Source organism: Kocuria marina (genome assembly GCF_000786655.1).
Classification (GTDB): Bacteria; Actinomycetota; Actinomycetes; order Actinomycetales; family Micrococcaceae; genus Kocuria; species Kocuria marina_A.
In genome coordinates, this window is the sequence record NZ_JROM01000016.1 from 308926 (window position 1) to 324951 (window position 16026).

Sequence of the window (16026 nt, forward strand, 5' to 3'; positions counted from 1 at the left end):
CCAGCCCCCTCGCCTCGAACGGAAGGATCACGGTCTTTTCATGCGCATGACAGTCATCGGCACCGGATACCTCGGTGCCACGCACGCGGTGGCCATGGCCGAGCTCGGTCACGAGGTGCTCGGCGTGGACGTGGACCAGGCCAAGATCGATCTACTCTCCACCGGGCAGGTGCCCTTCCACGAGCCGGGGCTGCCCGAGCTGCTGCGCAAGCACGTGGCCACGGGCGCGGTGCGCTTCACCACGTCCTACGAGGAGGCCGGCGCCTTCGGGGACGTGCACTTCATCGGGGTGGGAACGCCCCAGAAGCGCAACGGCCACGCCGCGGACATGACCTACGTGGACTCGGCCGTGGAGCAGATCTCCCGCGCGGCGACCCACGACTGCGTGATCGCCGGCAAGTCCACTGTTCCCGTGGGCTCGGCGGCCCGGTTGCAGGAACTGGCCCGCACCTCGGCGCCCTCCGGGACGACCGTGAGCCTCGTATGGAATCCCGAGTTCCTGCGCGAGGGTCACGCCGTGGAGGACACCCTGCGCCCCGACCGCATGGTCCTGGGTCTCGAGTACGACGACGCCGCTCGCCCCACCTCCGCGGCGCAGGCCGCCGAGGCCGTGCTGCGCGAGGTGTACGCCCACCAGCTCGAGGCGGGGATCCCGTTCATCGTGACCGACTACGCCACCGCGGAGCTCGTGAAGGTCGCGGCCAACAGCTTCCTGGCCACCAAGATCAGCTTCATCAACGCACTGTCCGAGATCACCGAGACCGTGGGCGGGGACATCCGCACGCTCGCGGACGCGATCGGGTTGGACGAGCGCATCGGCCGCAAATTCCTCAACGCCGGCGTGGGCTTCGGCGGCGGGTGCCTCCCCAAGGACATCCGCGCGCTGCGCGCCCGTGCCTCCGAGCTGGGTCTGGACCAGTCCCTGCGGTTCCTGGCCGAGGTGGACGACATCAACCTGCGACGGCGCGAATACACAGTGCAGCTGGCGGTCCAGGAATGCGGCGGGTCCCTCCATGGCGCCAAGATCGCGGTGCTCGGTGCGGCGTTCAAGCCCGAGTCCGACGACGTCCGGGACTCCCCCGCCCTGGACATCGCCGCCCGGCTGCACTCCATGGGCGCGGACGTGCGCCTCTACGACCCCCAAGCCAACGCCAACGCCGCCCAGCGCTACCCCCGCCTGGACTACGTGGACTCGCTCGACGCCGCCGTGTCCGGTGCGCAGGTGACCCTGCTGCTCACGGAGTGGCGGGAGTTCCGGGAGATGGATCCCGTGTCCGTGAAGTCGCTGGTGGAGTCCCCCACGATCATCGACGGGCGCAACGTGCTGGACCCCGGCGCCTGGCGGTATGCCGGGTGGCGGTATGTGGCGTTGGGGCGGCGAAGTTGACGCACAATCGCATGTCCGCCGCTGTCGCCACTTCTCCCACCTGTTCTCCGCGTTAAAGTTCTCCCCCTTTTCTCCCCCCTCAGCTGGGTTCACCCCCGGCGAGAAAGGACCAGTGACGTGAAGGCTCCGACACCCTTCCCCCGGGGTTTCGTTCTTGGACGCTTGCGAACGGAGCACGCGCATGGCATCCCCGGTGCCTGGACGAGCACCGACCTGCCCGCAGAAGGGTGGTTCTTCTCGTACCCGAGCAACGAGCCCCCGGCCATCGAGCGCGACCCCCAGACAGGTGCCTGGGTGCTCGTCCACGGACTGTGCCTCAACGCCGACCCTCAGAACCCCGATACTCCGCCAGCCCGATACCTTTTGGAGCACCTGCTCATCGGGCAGGATGCTTTCTACCACGCCCTAGACAGGCTGGGTGGACGTCACCTGATCCTTCAGGGCACGCCAGACTTTCTGACCGTCTACAACGACGCGGCCGGCACCCGCTCCGTCTACTGGTCCGAGTCGGCCCAGGTCGTAGCCTCCCACCTGGCACTCCTGAACGAGGTGCACCCCCACGACCGACGAAACGATGCCCAGGAGCAACGCGCTTCACTGGGTACATGGGACGACACGCGCTTCGCGGGCATCAAGCCGCTGCTGCCCAATCACGAGTTGCAGATTCCGCAGTGGTCCACCGAACGGTTCTTTCCTCGCGCATCGAACCGCTACACGGAATGGTCCGATGACGACCGGCGGGAAGAGTTTCGCTCCATGTGGGCGACCCAAATCAGAAATCTCCGCACACATCACGACGACCTCGTCATGTCCATCACGGGAGGAGCTGACAGCCGGACGGCGCTCTCATTGTTGCTCGAGTTCGCCGACGACATCGAGTTCTTCACCTACACGTCTGCCGAAGGCGATCAGAGCAGGTGGGGCAGAGCGCTCGCCATGGACAAGACGATCGTGGACCAGCTGATGACGGTCGTGAGCTTGAAGCACCAATACTTCCGAGCAACAGAGCAGGACGCCCGCGTTCTGGACGAGCTCCTGCCGGTGGTGTCCCGGAACACCCCTCACTCACACGGACGGTGGTTGCTGCCCTTCTATTACCAGAATTTCGGGCACCGACAGCCGATCCACCTTCGGGCCAACGGGTTCGAGATTGGGCGGGCCCACTGGGGTGTTCGCGCGGACAACAACACCTTTGACGCGCTGAAAGGGGTGTACTGGGCGGAGACACGAACGCGATCCACTGGGCTTCCGGAGGAAGAACGTCGTCGACGCTTTGAAGCGGGTCTCGTGGACTGGCAGTGGAATGGTGAACTGCACGACTACCATCTCCTCGATCTCTACTACTGGGAAGTCCGCAGTGGTCGGTGGTTGGCAGAGGTGTTCAACGAAACAGACATTGCGTTCGACACGCTTCTGCCGATCAATGTGCGCGCACTCTACGAGATCAGCCTGTCCTATCCCCCGGTTTCACGACACGGTGGACACTTGTTCTCGGAGCTAATCAACGACACCCACCCCGTCCTGAACTTCTTCGGCAAGAACGACGTCCGCAACCTGTACGAGCAGAAACGCGACGAATCGCTCGGTGGCGCGGACACCCCCAGAGATGCGCACCATCTCGGCTCAACTCTGCTTCTCACGCACCAGGACGGGTCGGAGACCAGGACCGCACGGACCGACACCGTCATCATGATCCCGAAGCGACACTTCCTCGCGGGCGCCACTGTCGCTCGCGAGGTGCGGGTGCCCACCGACGTGGACCGTTCCACCCTATCCTTCACCGTCGACGCGCCCTACGGCAATCAGAGGGGTGGGGACAACTTCCGCTACGAGATCCACGTCGATGGCGAGGTTAGCGCCTGCTGGGATGGCGCGCTCGTGAGCCGGCCGGTCCGAGTCTCGGTGGACGAATGCCGACCAACTACCAACGTTGCGGTCGTCGTCAGGGCGCTGCGCGACAGGCAGGACATCCCGTCGTGGGAGAACGCTACGCGTGCGTCGGTCCACCACATCACGCGACACCGCGGGCAGGGAGCGGCTACGGGCGCAGGACCAATGACCTCGATCGACGCTCCGTGTCCTTCGATGCCCCGAGGATCATGAACATATTCCGTGCTGTGGCCTAACATGGGGACAGCCTGCATCCCCCCACACCGAGGTCACGCATGAATTGGCACAGCCTGTCCCCCGCCCTCTCTCTTCGGCCGGGCGAGGAGGCTGACGAGTGCCATGTGGAGTCGCTGTCGGAGAGCCACGGATACCTGGGATATCTGCGTGATAATTCCAAGTTCGGGACGCCCCCCGCACAGACCTCCTTCGCACCTCAAGCAGGTCGCACGGTTCATGTGGCCGTTCCCGCCGCGATCCACCGAGGAAACGTGCGGCTACGACTGTGTGTGATTTGCTATGTAGGCGACGTTCGGGATGTCAGAAAATTCTGGTCGGGGAACGGCACCACGGCCGCGCAACTCGAGATACCTTACGACACCAGGGAAGTTTCTCTCCTGCTACGAGTCCAGGGCGAGGGAACACTGACTGTGGGCACCCCGGTGACGCACTATGGTGTGAGTCTGGACTCATGGCGGGAGATCGTCCCCGTACTTCCGAATACGCGTCTTCGGGTGGAGATCGAGACCAGCTCCACACAGGACTTGGCAAATTCGGCGCTCGCGATGATCGAGTTCCAGGACGCTGACGAGCAACCACTGGATCCATCTCCGGACCTGGCCATCAACGTCAAACTCGGAAATTACTGCTATCTCACCACAGGCTCGAGCACAGACGTATCGAAGACTGACATCGAGATTGAGGTCCCCGCAGACGCGTCCGCCCTGAAAATCTCCGGTCGGCAGTGGAAGACCCGTAATGCCACCACGGTGCTCGACTCCCCCCGAGTGAGTGAGGTCGAGGGGCAAACGCATGACGACGTCTTCGTAAAGAACATGGAGTGGTTGCGGAACCTGCCCGCCCAGTCGGCCCTCGTCGTGCTCTACACGACTGCCCCGCCTGTAGGACACCCCACGCTTTCACTGCGCCCCAACCGTCTTGCCGAAGAATATCGAAGACTTGGGATCGAGGTTATCTTCTTCCCGTTCAGCAGCATCAAGAATGATCAGCGGCTGACGGACACGGGGATCGTCCAGTTCAGCCGCACGGAACTCGACCAGGTGAACGAGGTGCTCCGCACCCGGCACGGCACCGGCAACCTTTTCATCTGCAGCTCGTTCCCGGATATTGGAGCTCTCACGACGATCGATCTCCTGAAGGCCTCAGGATGGCTGACGATGTACGAGGTGCGGGATGAGATGGAGGAATTCAACCGGGTGGGCTACTCGAAGTGGTTCGAGCCCGAACTCGAGCGGCAGGTGGTGCAACGGGTGGACAGCATCGTGACCGTGAGCCCACGTTTGGCGGAGAAGATGAGTATTATTTCTCGCGGCACGGCCAGTCCCGTGGTGATACAGAACGCCGCACCGCCGGCCCTGATTGCCAAGGGCGCGACCCTACGGACCCCGGAGGCCCTTGCCTCCCGCCTCGACCACCGGGTCATCGGCTACATGGGACACCTCACGGACTCCTGGTTCGACTGGGACCTCCTCATCACCTGCGCGGTGACGAACCCTGACCTCCAGTTCGAGATCATCGGCCATGGTCTGCCCAAGAACCTGGACCTGCCGGAGAACGTAACCCACCTCGGACCTCGGACACACGAAGAATTCCTTAAGATCTGCCGTCGATGGCTCGTGGGCATCATTCCCTTCCAGCCCACGCCGCTGACCTACGCGGTGGACCCGAACAAGATCTACGAATACCTTGCGGCCGGGCTGCGCACGGTCACCGCCCCGATGGGGTCGGTCGCCCTCTGCCCCTCCACCTACGTCTACGAACGTCCTGAGGACTTTCCTTCGACGCTGCGGCGGGCCGTGGAGGAGGAATTCTCCGAGGGTGAGCTGCAGATCATCAACGAGTACGTCGTAGGCGCCGGGTGGGAGAACCGAGCTCGCACGATGGTCACCGTTTCCGGCTTGGAAGGAATGGACCTCTAATGGCACGCATTCTCTCGATCTACCCCAACTGCAGCAAAGGCGGAATGACCACCGTCTACCGGTCACGAGCAGCTGCTGATCCGAATTCCCAGTTCGACTTCCTGTTCAAGAACGACGCGGGCGGGCGGGATTCCTTCGCAACCCTGCCCAACGGGTCGTTTCGCATCTACCCCGAAGCACGGTTCGAAGCGGCCGTCAGGTACGTGGCCTCGCACTCTCACTTCGACGAGATACGTGTGACCTCGTTGCCCGAACTGGCATCTGCGCTGGCTCAAGAGCATCCGGGCAGAGTGACCTACGAATTCCATTCCTCCAACATGGCAATCATCGACAAGGAGCTGAAAAGACTCGACCTCGAGTCCATCGTGGCAGTTCAGACACCGAGCCGGTGGCTGACGGCGGCCGTCGTGCGACGCGTTGACGCCCAGTGGGCAGATAAATGCGTGACGGTGCCCAACCTTGTGGACCACCTCACCTTCCACAAGGAGGTGCCGGCTGCCGACATGGACCTTGGTGACCACGCGGTTCCCCTGCTGTGGATTGGCCGTTTCGACAAGGGCAAGAACTTCAACGACTTTCTCCGTGTTGTTGCGTCCCTTCCCGAGGAGTTCGTGCCTGTCTCGATCGTGTCCTTGGAGAGCGAACCGCAGCGGCTCGCTCGTGCGCTCCTGGAAGCCCGGGCCTACGGCGTCGACCAAAAGCTGCGAACGTTCCTCAACCTCAGCCAGGGACACCTCGCTTCGCTGTACACCTGGGCACGGGACCGCGGAGGTGTTTTGGTGAGCACGTCCTTGGCCGAGTCCTTCGGATATTCGGTGGCGGAGGCACTCGCCTGCGGACTGCCTGCTGCCGCCTACCGTGTGGGCGGCATCTCGGAGGTCCCAGACTCTGGCACAGCGCATCGGCTCATCCCGGTCGGAGACGTTCCCGCACTGTCACGCGCTGTTCTGGAGGTGTCCGGTGCACCCGTCCACACCGCTTGAACGCTTGCCACAGATGTCTCCCGACACTGCGTCAGGAATTATCATCCGCATCCGCGATCCTAAAGCTCCCGGAGGGCCGGTGAGCCGCCGGTCGGGGCCGGGCTGCTTGGAACTGACCCCCGATCCCAGCTGGGCCTGGGACGGCGACGACTGGCTCAACGAGGCGGACCGGCAGCTGGTGGCCCTCTGCGGCCGCGCCGAAGCAACCACTTCGGCGGCCACCGTGGTCATCGCGGAGGCCGGGGCGATCCCCTACGCCGTGTCGTGGAGCACCAGCCGCGCGGGCCTGGACGTCTTGCTGTTGTTCCCGCGCTCCGTGGGCGAAGACATTCCCCCCGAGAACGCTCTGGGCGTCGTGGACTCGGGCTCCGGTACGCCGCTGACACTCCTGAGCTACCCGCGCATCCAGAGCGGATCCAACGGCCCGCGCAACGACTCCTGGTTGAAGCTGTTCGGCCGTAGCCGTCTTGCGCGGGAGTCCCATTTCGAATATCTCCCCTCGGGCCCTCCGAGCGCCTCCCCCCTCAGCACACCCCGAGTCGTGGAGCACCTGGTCGCCAAGGCACTGATCATGCGGCAGTCCCTGGGCGCGTTGAAAAAGATCAAGGAGGCCGTTGGCGCCCAGGTACCGGAGGAGACCCTCGACCGCGCGCAGACGACATACCAGGGCCTGGTGGCTCTCGCCATGGATCGTCTGCGCAGAGCGGGGGGATCTCCTGACTGGATTCTGGACAAACTTGAATCAAAAGAGTGGGCGGTCAGCCACGGATTTCCCGTAGCCCGGCTTCGAGACGTGATCTACGATCCGGGAGAACTGCGCCTTGAACACTTCACTACCGCTGGAGTCCTGAAGCCTGTAAGGGGTAGCTCCTCCATGGGCGTCAAGATTCTGCACACGAACGGTGCCTCCCTGGTGTCCCCCGGCTCACCACAGGGCATGGAGCTCGAGGACCTGCGAGACCTGGAGGCTGATGCCCTTCGCCGTCTTTCGGACGACGCAGTCTCTCGGGGACTGCTCATCGAGGACCCCGTCCTCGACGTCGAAGGCCACCCCGTCCGAGTGGACTACAAGTTCTTCTTCAGCGGAGACGCCCCTGTCCTCGCCATGATGGGGGAACGTCGCAACGGCGGCATCTACTGCCACTGGACGGATCCCCACGGTGTCGTCACCCACCCGAATCCAGTGTGGACCAACACCCACTACCGTCACGTGACAGAGATGCCGAAACCTGATGCCTGGTCTGACCTGCTGGACATGGCAACCGACATCTACCGTGCCACGGGGTTCGACTTCACGAGAATCGACATGTATTTGGGGGCTGACGGTCCTGTCTTTGGAGAAGTCACTCCCAGCCCGGGTAACTTCTTCTTCGGCAACGGAGACAAGTTAGCACTCAGCACGTCGTTGGACATCGCACGCAAAGTGCACGCCGCTTCCGTTTCCGAGGAGACGCATTGACAGCTATCACACGTGACCTCTCCAAGTACGAGTCCGATCGCAAGGAATTTGACTCGTTGGACTCCCTGCTGCGTTCAGACGAGAGCGCGTCTGGTTTGTACAGCATTCGCCACCGGGCTGACGTGTACACGGACGTCCTCTTCTGGAATCAGCAGTCGGATGTCACCATCGTCTGTTTCAATGGTGCCGGAGCACCCGCGGGCGGAAAACGCCCAGGGTTCAACGGCACATCCATGTTCAATAGCTGGAAACTGGTGAACAAGGCGAACTTCGTATTCATTCACGATGCCACCTTGTATCTGCATGAGAACCTTCGGCTTGCTTGGTATATAGGTGAAGCAAATTTTGACTATACTAATACTGTCGAGGGTATTATCCGGCATTTCGTCAATGCAACAGACCCTGACCACTTGATATTTTTTGGGATCTCGGGGGGCGGGCACGCTGCGCTCAATTATTCGACCAAGTTCCCTGGCAGTGTCGCGGTGGCAGGAAACCCCCAAACTAATATCGACAAGTATGAAAGTCCGTTCAGGGACAATTATTACAAAACGTGCTGGGTGGAGTCGAATTCTCCGGCATCGGAGGGCGATAATCCCAAGAACTTCGATTTGACGGCACGATATGCGGACGGAACTGATAATTTCGCATATTGCTTGGTAAATATAAATGACAAGCACCATGTAGAGCAGCATCTTATCCCGCTCATTGAGGCGGCAAGTAGGCACTTGAATGTTCGAACGCTCATCAGGTACTGGGGATCCGGGCATGCTGCGCCATCCCCTCAATTTCTTCTGGAGTTCTTTGATGAGCTCGTATCCCGCTTGCGAGAGGGATCCATTTTTCCCGCTGTGAAGGAATCTCGGCTACTCGAGAACAAGAATGACGTTTACGCAATCGCCAAGTATCAATCTTCACCCGCTCAACAGGAATTATTTACGGGTCTAATTCAGGGGGTGGACCAAGCGGCGTTCGCGCTCAACGCGGGAGTCACTGAAACTCTGGAAGTGAATGCGGACGTAGAGTTCACGGGACATAGTCCAGGGAAAGGCAAGATTGAATTGATCCTGGACTCTAATTCCAATGGCCAATATATTTATGGTCTCCGGGCAACCAGTTCAGGTTACGAATCAACCTTTGTGTTTCGCTCTGGCGGGGCCTCCGTCCTGCGGACCTATGTACCAAGCCATCTGGTAGTACGAGGGATACGAATTATATTTCCTCCTGGCGAAAACGTGGCGCTCCGGAGAGTTTTGTTGACGTCTTATAACAACAATCGTGTCCCCCAGGCCGACCAGTGGCGGCCCGAAATATTGTGGAACAATAGTTCAGACGCCAAGAACCCGAAGGGTCCCGCCGAGGTTGCTTCTCCGGATGATAGCCCCAGGATTGAAATAAAAGATATTCCGAGTTTATCTTCAACGGTATTTCCGGTTGATACCCCGACGCGATTAAATGTGGTCACTAGTAGCTGTACGATACCGCTGCTTGTTGTAAGGCGTAAATTTGCGGATCGGACCGTAGTATTTTCCAACGGGGCCGTGGATCTCAATCGCTCCAATAGGGCACCTGTGTTTCAGCGGAGCACTTGGTGGGAGTCGGTGGTCGGTCATCAGATTTTTGTCTGTGATCCGGGGACCGTGGGGCCTGAGGCTCTGGGCTTGTCCTGGGGACATTTATCTCAGACATGCTGGTGCATACCGGACATATCCGTGGTGGTCCATCAACTTGCCGAGGTTTTGGGTACAGCTCAGGCGAGCCAGCGTATCTACTTCGGCTCATCTGGAGGCGGCTTCATGTCGATTGGTCTATGCCATTACGACCCGGGGTCGAGAGCAGTTGTTAACAACGCTCAACTGGATTGGACTCTCTGGATGACCGGCGCAGTCAATGCGTTACGGTCAGCGCGATTCGACAATCTGATGCCTGCAGATATTCGTATGAAATGGCCAACCACCACAAGCGTCTTAAAATTGATTCAATCCGGCAACACTTCCCCTCAGATAGATTACCTGGTCAATTTGGCGTCGAAGCATGACAGCTCTGTGGAATTGCCGCTGATGGAACAATTTATTAAAGATAACCCACAGTCCGCTTCAAATATCCGGGTTTTCAAATACCGGCACCAGGCTTCGGGTCACAACCCTCTTTTCAAAGATATCGCGATCAAATACATCAATGGAGACGTCGCGAATGTAAAGCTGCCAGGGGTCTCTTAGGCTAGATGGGTGTTCTGGCGTTGGTTACATGGGTGCAGACCGGGGTATCCCAGGGGATTGCTGCACGGATAGGTGAACCGAACCTGGCTGGCCGACGGGGGTCGGCCTGGAAGGATGATCACCGTGCCCAAGCCCTACCCTCAAGAGTTCCGTGACGACGTCGTGCGTGTCGCGCGCGCCCGTGAAGCGGGCGTCACCCTCGCTCAGATCGCCAAGGACTTCGGCGTCCACGCGATGATGCTGAACAAGTGGATGCGCCAAGCCGACATCGACGACGTCAACAAACCCGGCGTCAGCCGCCCAGAGTCCCACGAGCTACGCGACGCACGCCGGCGCATCGGCCTGCTCGAGCAAGAGAACGAGGTCCTGCGCTGCGCGGCCGCGTACCTGAGTCAGGCCAACCTGCCGGGAAAAGGATCTTCCCGCTCGTGACGCAGCTGGCTACCGAGGGAATCTCGGTGGCGCTCACGTGCCGGTACTGAAGCTGTGTCGCCAGCAGTACTACCGATGATGCACCGAACCGGTCACCCAGGCCGAGTGGGACCACGCGCATCGCGCGAACGCGCTGTCCGATGCTCACCGTGAGGACCCGGAGTTCGGTTACCGCTACCTCCACGAAGAAGCCCTCACCCGGGGCGCCGCGATGTCGGCCCGGACGGCGTGGAAGCTGTGCTCAGCGAACGCGTGGTGGTCGAGCTCCGGCAAGAAGCGCGGCAAGAATGGAAAGAAGCCCGGCCCGCCCGTTCACGACGACCTGCTCGCGATCATTGATGAGCATGGTGTGACGCGGCACGAATTCGTCGCCGATCACGCGAACGAGGTGTGGTTGAGCGATATCACGGAGCACTGGACGGCTAAAGGCAAGCTGTACCTGTGCGCGGTCAAGGACGTGTGTTCCGGGCGCATTGTCGGCTACTCGATCAGAGATCGGGTGACGTCGAGTGTGGCTGTGGCAGCGCGGGATTCGGCCGTAGCCCGCAGGCGTGCTGACGGCGTCGATGTGGCCATGGAAAGTTTCTTCGCGCTACTGCAGAAGAACGTCCTCGACCGCCGAACCTGGACGACATGAGAGGCGCTGCATAGCGATCGTCACCTGGAACGAACGTACCACCGCCGCCGACGTCAGGACCAGCTCGGGCGATTGATGCCGATCGAGTTCGAAAACCATCATGACCACAGCAGCCGATTTGGCTGCCTAACCACTGCCACCTGATCGTGCCACAGTCCCGTCCGGACTCAAGCAGCAGCGGCATGAAACCCAGGACGATCCACTCCGTCACAATGGCGGGAAGAGGAACTACGGTCGACTGCCGGTCGAGGAGGTTCCTCCAAACAAGCCATGCTGTGTAAGTGGGTCTGCCGGGAAGCGACTTAGTATGAGTGGCCTATGCTGTCCATTACCGGCGCCAGGTCACCTGTGCCAACGGTGGCGACCGGGTCAGGCCCCCTGCGCCCCAGAGTTGTCGTCTCCCATGCGACACGCGGTCTGCACGTTTACCCCGCGAGGATAAGCTCGTAGCGGTTACTCGGTCAGAATGCCGCGTTGGGAGGCGGCTCCGTGCCTGTGGAACCCCTTTCTGCCACTCTAAGCGCGGAGAGGGGATCTGATGAATCGGTTGGTTCGAGGACCACGCCATACAGGGCGCACAGTTCGTCGAGTAGAGCTCTGCAAACTTCCTTGTCCTCTGGACGAACACTCGTGTTGAACTTCTTCACGAGCCACCCGTCGAAGAACGGGTCCACTCGCAGCCGGCAGTAGTCCTCCAGCAGTCCCTCGGACTCGAGCCACTGCTTCCTGTACCTTTCGAGTGGGAGGTACTTCCGGAAAAAACCTGGCCCCACGGTGTTCACCATCGAGTTGGAGACGGCCCCGTAGTACACGTGAATGGGTACGGGGACGGTTGCGATGCGCGTGGCCTGAGAAAGCATCTGTTGGAAAGCCAGGGAGTCCTGACCAAGTGCGCCCACTGGTTGATGCAGGCCGATTTCCCGCAACCAGCTGGTCCTCGCGATAAGCGCCTGAATGCTCATGGGCTGAAACCGTGTCCGCGCCATCACGTCCTCGGGTACCGACAGGGTGCCGTCGTCGTTCGGTGTGAGGTTCTTGTTGAGCAGGGAAACATTGTTCACGAGGCGCCGCCACGTGGACAGTTTCACCATATTTCCGATGGCGAATTCGACCCCGGTCTCCCGCGCAAGTTCCAGAAGACTGGCGAAGCCGTCGTTGAGGGCTTCGTTGTCCGGATCGAGGTACGTTATGTGCTCGGCACTGGCCAGTTCCAGCCCGCGGTTGCGCGGCCGGGATGCGCTTCCGGATCCCCCCTCGGGGTAGAAGTGCGCCGTGACGTTGGAGTACCGGTCGGCCAGTTCGGCGACGGTCGTGCGGGTGGAACCGTCGGTGGATCCGTCGTCTATGAGGAGGATCTCCATGCGTTGGAAGACGCTTGAGCGTTTCAATGATCGGAAGCACTTCGACAGCAGGTGCGCACCGTTGTTGTAGACGGGCACAACGACGGTGAGATCGTAAGAATTTGGCTGAGCCAAAGCAATGGGCGAGGTGCGTCGAGGACCCGCTCCGAAGGGGGCAGTCGAGTATCCCACGCCCGCGACCTCACCATCTCGGAGCCACATTTGGAGCACACCGGCGTTCTCAGTGCGAATTGCACTGCGCTGGGCAGAGGCCGCTCGAGACACGAGCTCGTGGTCGTCCTCCGAGACCACCGCGTCGGCCTCTTCGTAGCCATTCTTCGTGGCGAAGTCCACGTCGGCGTAGCGGAAGACGTTGAGCAGGTCGCGCACGTGGTCCGCGCTGTACTGCAGGTCGGATGCCACAGGGACTAGGGCGTCGAAATCTTCGACCGCCCTTGGGACATCGGCCACGGAGACCACGTCCACCGGGTGACTCTGCATGGTCGCCAACTCGCGAGCCCAAGGGAGATCCTGATCCGAGGCCACTAAAGCTGTGCTTTCACTCAAGGACCGCACGGGGGCTCCCGCAGCCGCAAGAATGTCTCCCATCCGCTGCCAGGCAGTGTCATGGGTCCACACCCGTCGAAGCCCATCGGTCTGTGCTCGGTACAGGTCGTGGCCGGACATGGCATCCAGTACGTGCCCCACCTCCCCCGGTCGGTCGATTAGCTGCACCTCTGGATAGAGGTCATTGACTGCCATCGAGTAGTTAGACAGTACGAACTTTCCCATGGCCTGCAGCTCAACGACCCGGTTGGCGTACATCGTGGGCGATGCGTACACAGAGTTCAGGTTCAGATGCACATCCACGGTGCGCTGCAACTTCATCAGCGCTCTGTGCTCGACCCCTGGTCCGACGAATTCGAGGTACGACTGAGGAAAGTAGTAACGCTCATCACCGAGCTGCGAGTTACGATCCACGATCAGCAGCTCGCGATCAGTGCCCAGCACACCGTCAAAGAGAACCTTTGCGTCCCGCCGTCGCTGCGGATACTTGTGGCTCAGCCATGAGCCGGCGAAGAGCACTTCTTGACGTTGGAGACGGCGAGATCCTATGGGCGTATGCAGGTAGGGGTTCGCCCCGAAGGTCAGAGATTGCACGGTAGAGACATTGGGACAATCTTTGCGGTAAGCGGGGATCATGTCCTGCGCGGAGGTGAAGACCACATCGGCCTCAGCGGCCAGCGGCCGGAATCGCACGTAGTTGGGCGGGTCTTCCTTGGAGTAGAAGACGATCGGTACGCCGTTGGCGCGGAAGGCGGGGATCACCTCAGTGCGGACAAGACCGGGGGCTGTGGACGTCCCGTGCCAGTCTTCGTAGCGCCCGCGCCACGTGGACGCAATCACCAAGACGTCACTGTTCTGCGCCACAGTCCGGAAGTTCTCGGGCGTGAGGTAAGTGATGTTTGCAGTTTGCTCGAACGTCTCGAAGAGGAACGCGTCGGCAATCATTGCGACACGAGCAGGATGAGGTGAAAGTGTTCTGCTCCCTGCATAATCCGGCAGCTGCTGCGCGGCCCTGACCATCTCCTCGATGCGCTCCGCTTGGCCGTTGCTGGAAAGAATCGCCTGCACATCCGCTGCGGACCGGACAGGCGCCAGCCGCGCTACGTCGCGGCGGTCGACGGCCGCGCGGAAGCTCGCGGAGGTGAACCACGCGTGGTCGGCTGCTGCTCGGTCTTGGGTTTTCTCGAGGCCTTGGATCAGGCGTTTTACCTTGGCTTTGCGCTTGGCCACCTCGTGACTGATCATCGCCATGCCCGAACCGCCTTCCGCGCGTGCCACGCCCACCTACGAGCCCGGTGGATTGCTACCCGTGCATTCGCCCCGCCTTGTGAAGACCGGTTACGCAACTGTTCGTTCTCCTCCAGTAACCTGCGGCGTTCCGACTCCAGCCACCAGATCTTCTTGAGATACTGGCGTTCCTGATTTCTTAGCTGACGGTCCCGCTGCTCGAGGTTCTCGAAGAACCTCAACTCCTTCTCGTACGATCGCGCTAGATCTCGGCTCAGGTGCTGGACCTTCTGCGTCTGAATCGACAGCAGGTCACTGACCTCTTTCCCCAGAGACTTTTGGTCCCCGTCGCGCTCCATGCTCACGTCTTCTCCTTGCTGGGTGGACTGCGGCCCGTTCCCGTGGCGGCGTGTGGTTCGGGGGGCGTCGCCGCGGGTTCAGCGCCTCAGCGCCACAGACCCTTGGTGTCCACCACGGCCTTGCCCTTTAGGGCGGTCGCGGGCAGAGCCTTGAACTCGTCGTGGTCCACGAGCAGCAACACCACGTCCGCGCGCTCGATCGCGTCCTGGTACTCGGCGAACTCCACGTTGCCCAGACCCTGCAGGGCCTGGGGCAGTTCCTTGACGTTGGGCTCCACGGCCAGCACGGTCGCGTGGCTCACGTGCTCGGCCAGGTCCTTGGTGATGTTCATGGCCGGGGATTCACGCAGGTCGTCGATGTTGGCCTTGAACGCGAGGCCCAGGGCTGCGATCACCGGGGACTCCACGTGGGAGCAGGCTTCCTCCACCTTGGAGATGACCCACTTCGGCTTCCCGTCGTTGACCTCGCGGGCGGTGCGGATGAGGTTGGAGTTCTCCCGGTCCGCCGCCACGATGAACCAGGGGTCCACCGCGATGCAGTGCCCGCCCACGCCGGGGCCCGGCTGCAGGATGTTCACCCGCGGGTGGTGGTTGGCCAGCTCAATGAGCTCCCATACGTCGATGCCCAGCTTGTCCGCGATCAGGGACAGCTCGTTGGCGAACGCGATGTTTACGTCACGGAACGAGTTCTCCGTGAGCTTGGACATCTCCGCCGTGACGTCGTCCGTGGCGAGCAGTTCACCCTGACAGAAGGACGCGTAGACCTCCTTGGCGCGGCGCGCGGCCTCGGGGGTGCTGCCGCCGATGATGCGGTCGTTGCTGATCAGTTCCTCGAGTGCTTTGCCCGGCAGGATGCGCTCGGGGCAGTACGCGAAGTACACCACGGGCTTGCCGTCCTCGCCGTCCAGGGACAGGTCCGGCCGCAGCTCCATGATCTTACGGGCGAGCGTCTGGGTGGTGCGCGGCGGGGAGGTGGATTCGAGGATCACGGTCTCGTCCCCGCGCAGCTGCGGAGCGATGGATTCCGCGGCGGAGAGGATGTAGGACAGGTCGCCCTCGTAGTTCTCCTTGAACGGGGTGGGCACCGCGATCACGAACGCGTCACCGTGCTGCATCTCGGTCGTCGCGGTGAGCTGGCCGCTATCGATCGCCTTCTTGAGCTGCTCCTCGAGCCCCGGCTCCACGATCGTGACCTCGCCGCGCTGGATCCGCTCCACCGCGGAGGCGTTCACGTCCACGCCGTGGACCCGCACCCCGTGATTCGCCATGACTACGGCGGTGGGTAACCCGATGTACCCCAGCCCCACGAACACGACTTCCAACGGCTCACTCATTGACGCACCTCACCACGCGGTTGATGGTTCGTTCCG

Annotated in this window: 9 protein-coding genes and 1 pseudogene; 7 read left to right on the forward strand and 3 right to left on the reverse strand. The window is 61.5% G+C overall.

Annotated features, from left to right (window positions below; translation table 11 throughout):
• Positions 1 to 40: 40 nt before the first annotated feature.
• The 7 genes and pseudogenes from AS25_RS04070 to AS25_RS15605 all read left to right on the forward strand — a co-directional run bounded on the left by AS25_RS04070 (position 41) and on the right by AS25_RS15605 (position 11307).
• Positions 41 to 1387 carry a UDP-glucose dehydrogenase family protein gene (locus tag AS25_RS04070; protein ID WP_035961989.1) on the forward strand — a complete coding sequence of 449 codons (1347 nt, stop codon included), beginning with the start codon at positions 41 to 43 and terminating at the stop codon, positions 1385 to 1387.
• Positions 1388 to 1504: 117 nt separating this feature from the next.
• A complete protein-coding gene (locus AS25_RS04075) occupies positions 1505 to 3490 on the forward strand; it encodes a hypothetical protein (protein ID WP_052160682.1) in 1986 nt (661 codons plus the stop codon).
• Between the two features lie 518 nt (positions 3491 to 4008).
• The gene (locus AS25_RS04080; protein ID WP_035961991.1) at positions 4009 to 5433 is read left to right on the forward strand and encodes a glycosyltransferase family protein; all 1425 of its coding nucleotides are present in this window, start codon (positions 4009 to 4011) and stop codon (positions 5431 to 5433) included.
• Positions 5433 to 6416: a glycosyltransferase family 4 protein gene (locus tag AS25_RS04085; protein ID WP_035961992.1), complete on the forward strand. Its 984-nt coding sequence runs from the start codon at positions 5433 to 5435 to the stop codon at positions 6414 to 6416. The genes AS25_RS04080 and AS25_RS04085 overlap by 1 nt, the downstream gene beginning before the upstream one ends.
• 106 nt (positions 6417 to 6522) lie before the next feature.
• Positions 6523 to 7875, forward strand: coding sequence for an ATP-grasp fold amidoligase family protein (locus AS25_RS04090; protein ID WP_172644405.1), 1353 nt, complete (start codon positions 6523 to 6525; stop codon positions 7873 to 7875).
• Positions 7872 to 10094 carry a hypothetical protein gene (locus tag AS25_RS14550; RefSeq protein WP_156960889.1) on the forward strand — a complete coding sequence of 741 codons (2223 nt, stop codon included), beginning with the start codon at positions 7872 to 7874 and terminating at the stop codon, positions 10092 to 10094. Before AS25_RS04090 ends, AS25_RS14550 begins: the two co-directional genes overlap by 4 nt.
• 123 nt (positions 10095 to 10217) lie before the next feature.
• Positions 10218 to 11307, forward strand: a pseudogene (locus AS25_RS15605) (IS3 family transposase).
• A gap of 317 nt (positions 11308 to 11624) precedes the next feature.
• Here the strand turns inward: AS25_RS15605 and AS25_RS04105 are convergent.
• From AS25_RS04105 to wecC, 3 genes are all read right to left on the reverse strand, one after another.
• A complete protein-coding gene (locus AS25_RS04105) occupies positions 11625 to 14348 on the reverse strand; it encodes a glycosyltransferase (protein ID WP_253270463.1) in 2724 nt (907 codons plus the stop codon).
• Positions 14312 to 14662, reverse strand: a complete 351-nt coding sequence (locus AS25_RS04110) for a hypothetical protein (protein ID WP_035961995.1) — start codon at positions 14660 to 14662, stop codon at positions 14312 to 14314. The genes AS25_RS04105 and AS25_RS04110 overlap by 37 nt, the downstream gene beginning before the upstream one ends.
• 80 nt (positions 14663 to 14742) lie before the next feature.
• A complete protein-coding gene (gene wecC / locus AS25_RS04115; RefSeq protein WP_035961997.1) occupies positions 14743 to 15990 on the reverse strand; it encodes a UDP-N-acetyl-D-mannosamine dehydrogenase in 1248 nt (415 codons plus the stop codon).
• Positions 15991 to 16026: the final 36 nt, after the last annotated feature.

Excerpts from the sequence above, each read along its gene's own strand:
- AS25_RS04070 (WP_035961989.1), top strand. The coding sequence starts at position 41 with ATGCGCATGACAGTCATCGGCACCGGATACCTCGGTGCCACGCACGCG.
- AS25_RS04085 (WP_035961992.1), top strand. The coding sequence starts at position 5,433 with ATGGCACGCATTCTCTCGATCTACCCCAACTGCAGCAAAGGCGGAATG.
- wecC (WP_035961997.1), bottom strand. The coding sequence starts at position 15,990 with ATGAGTGAGCCGTTGGAAGTCGTGTTCGTGGGGCTGGGGTACATCGGG.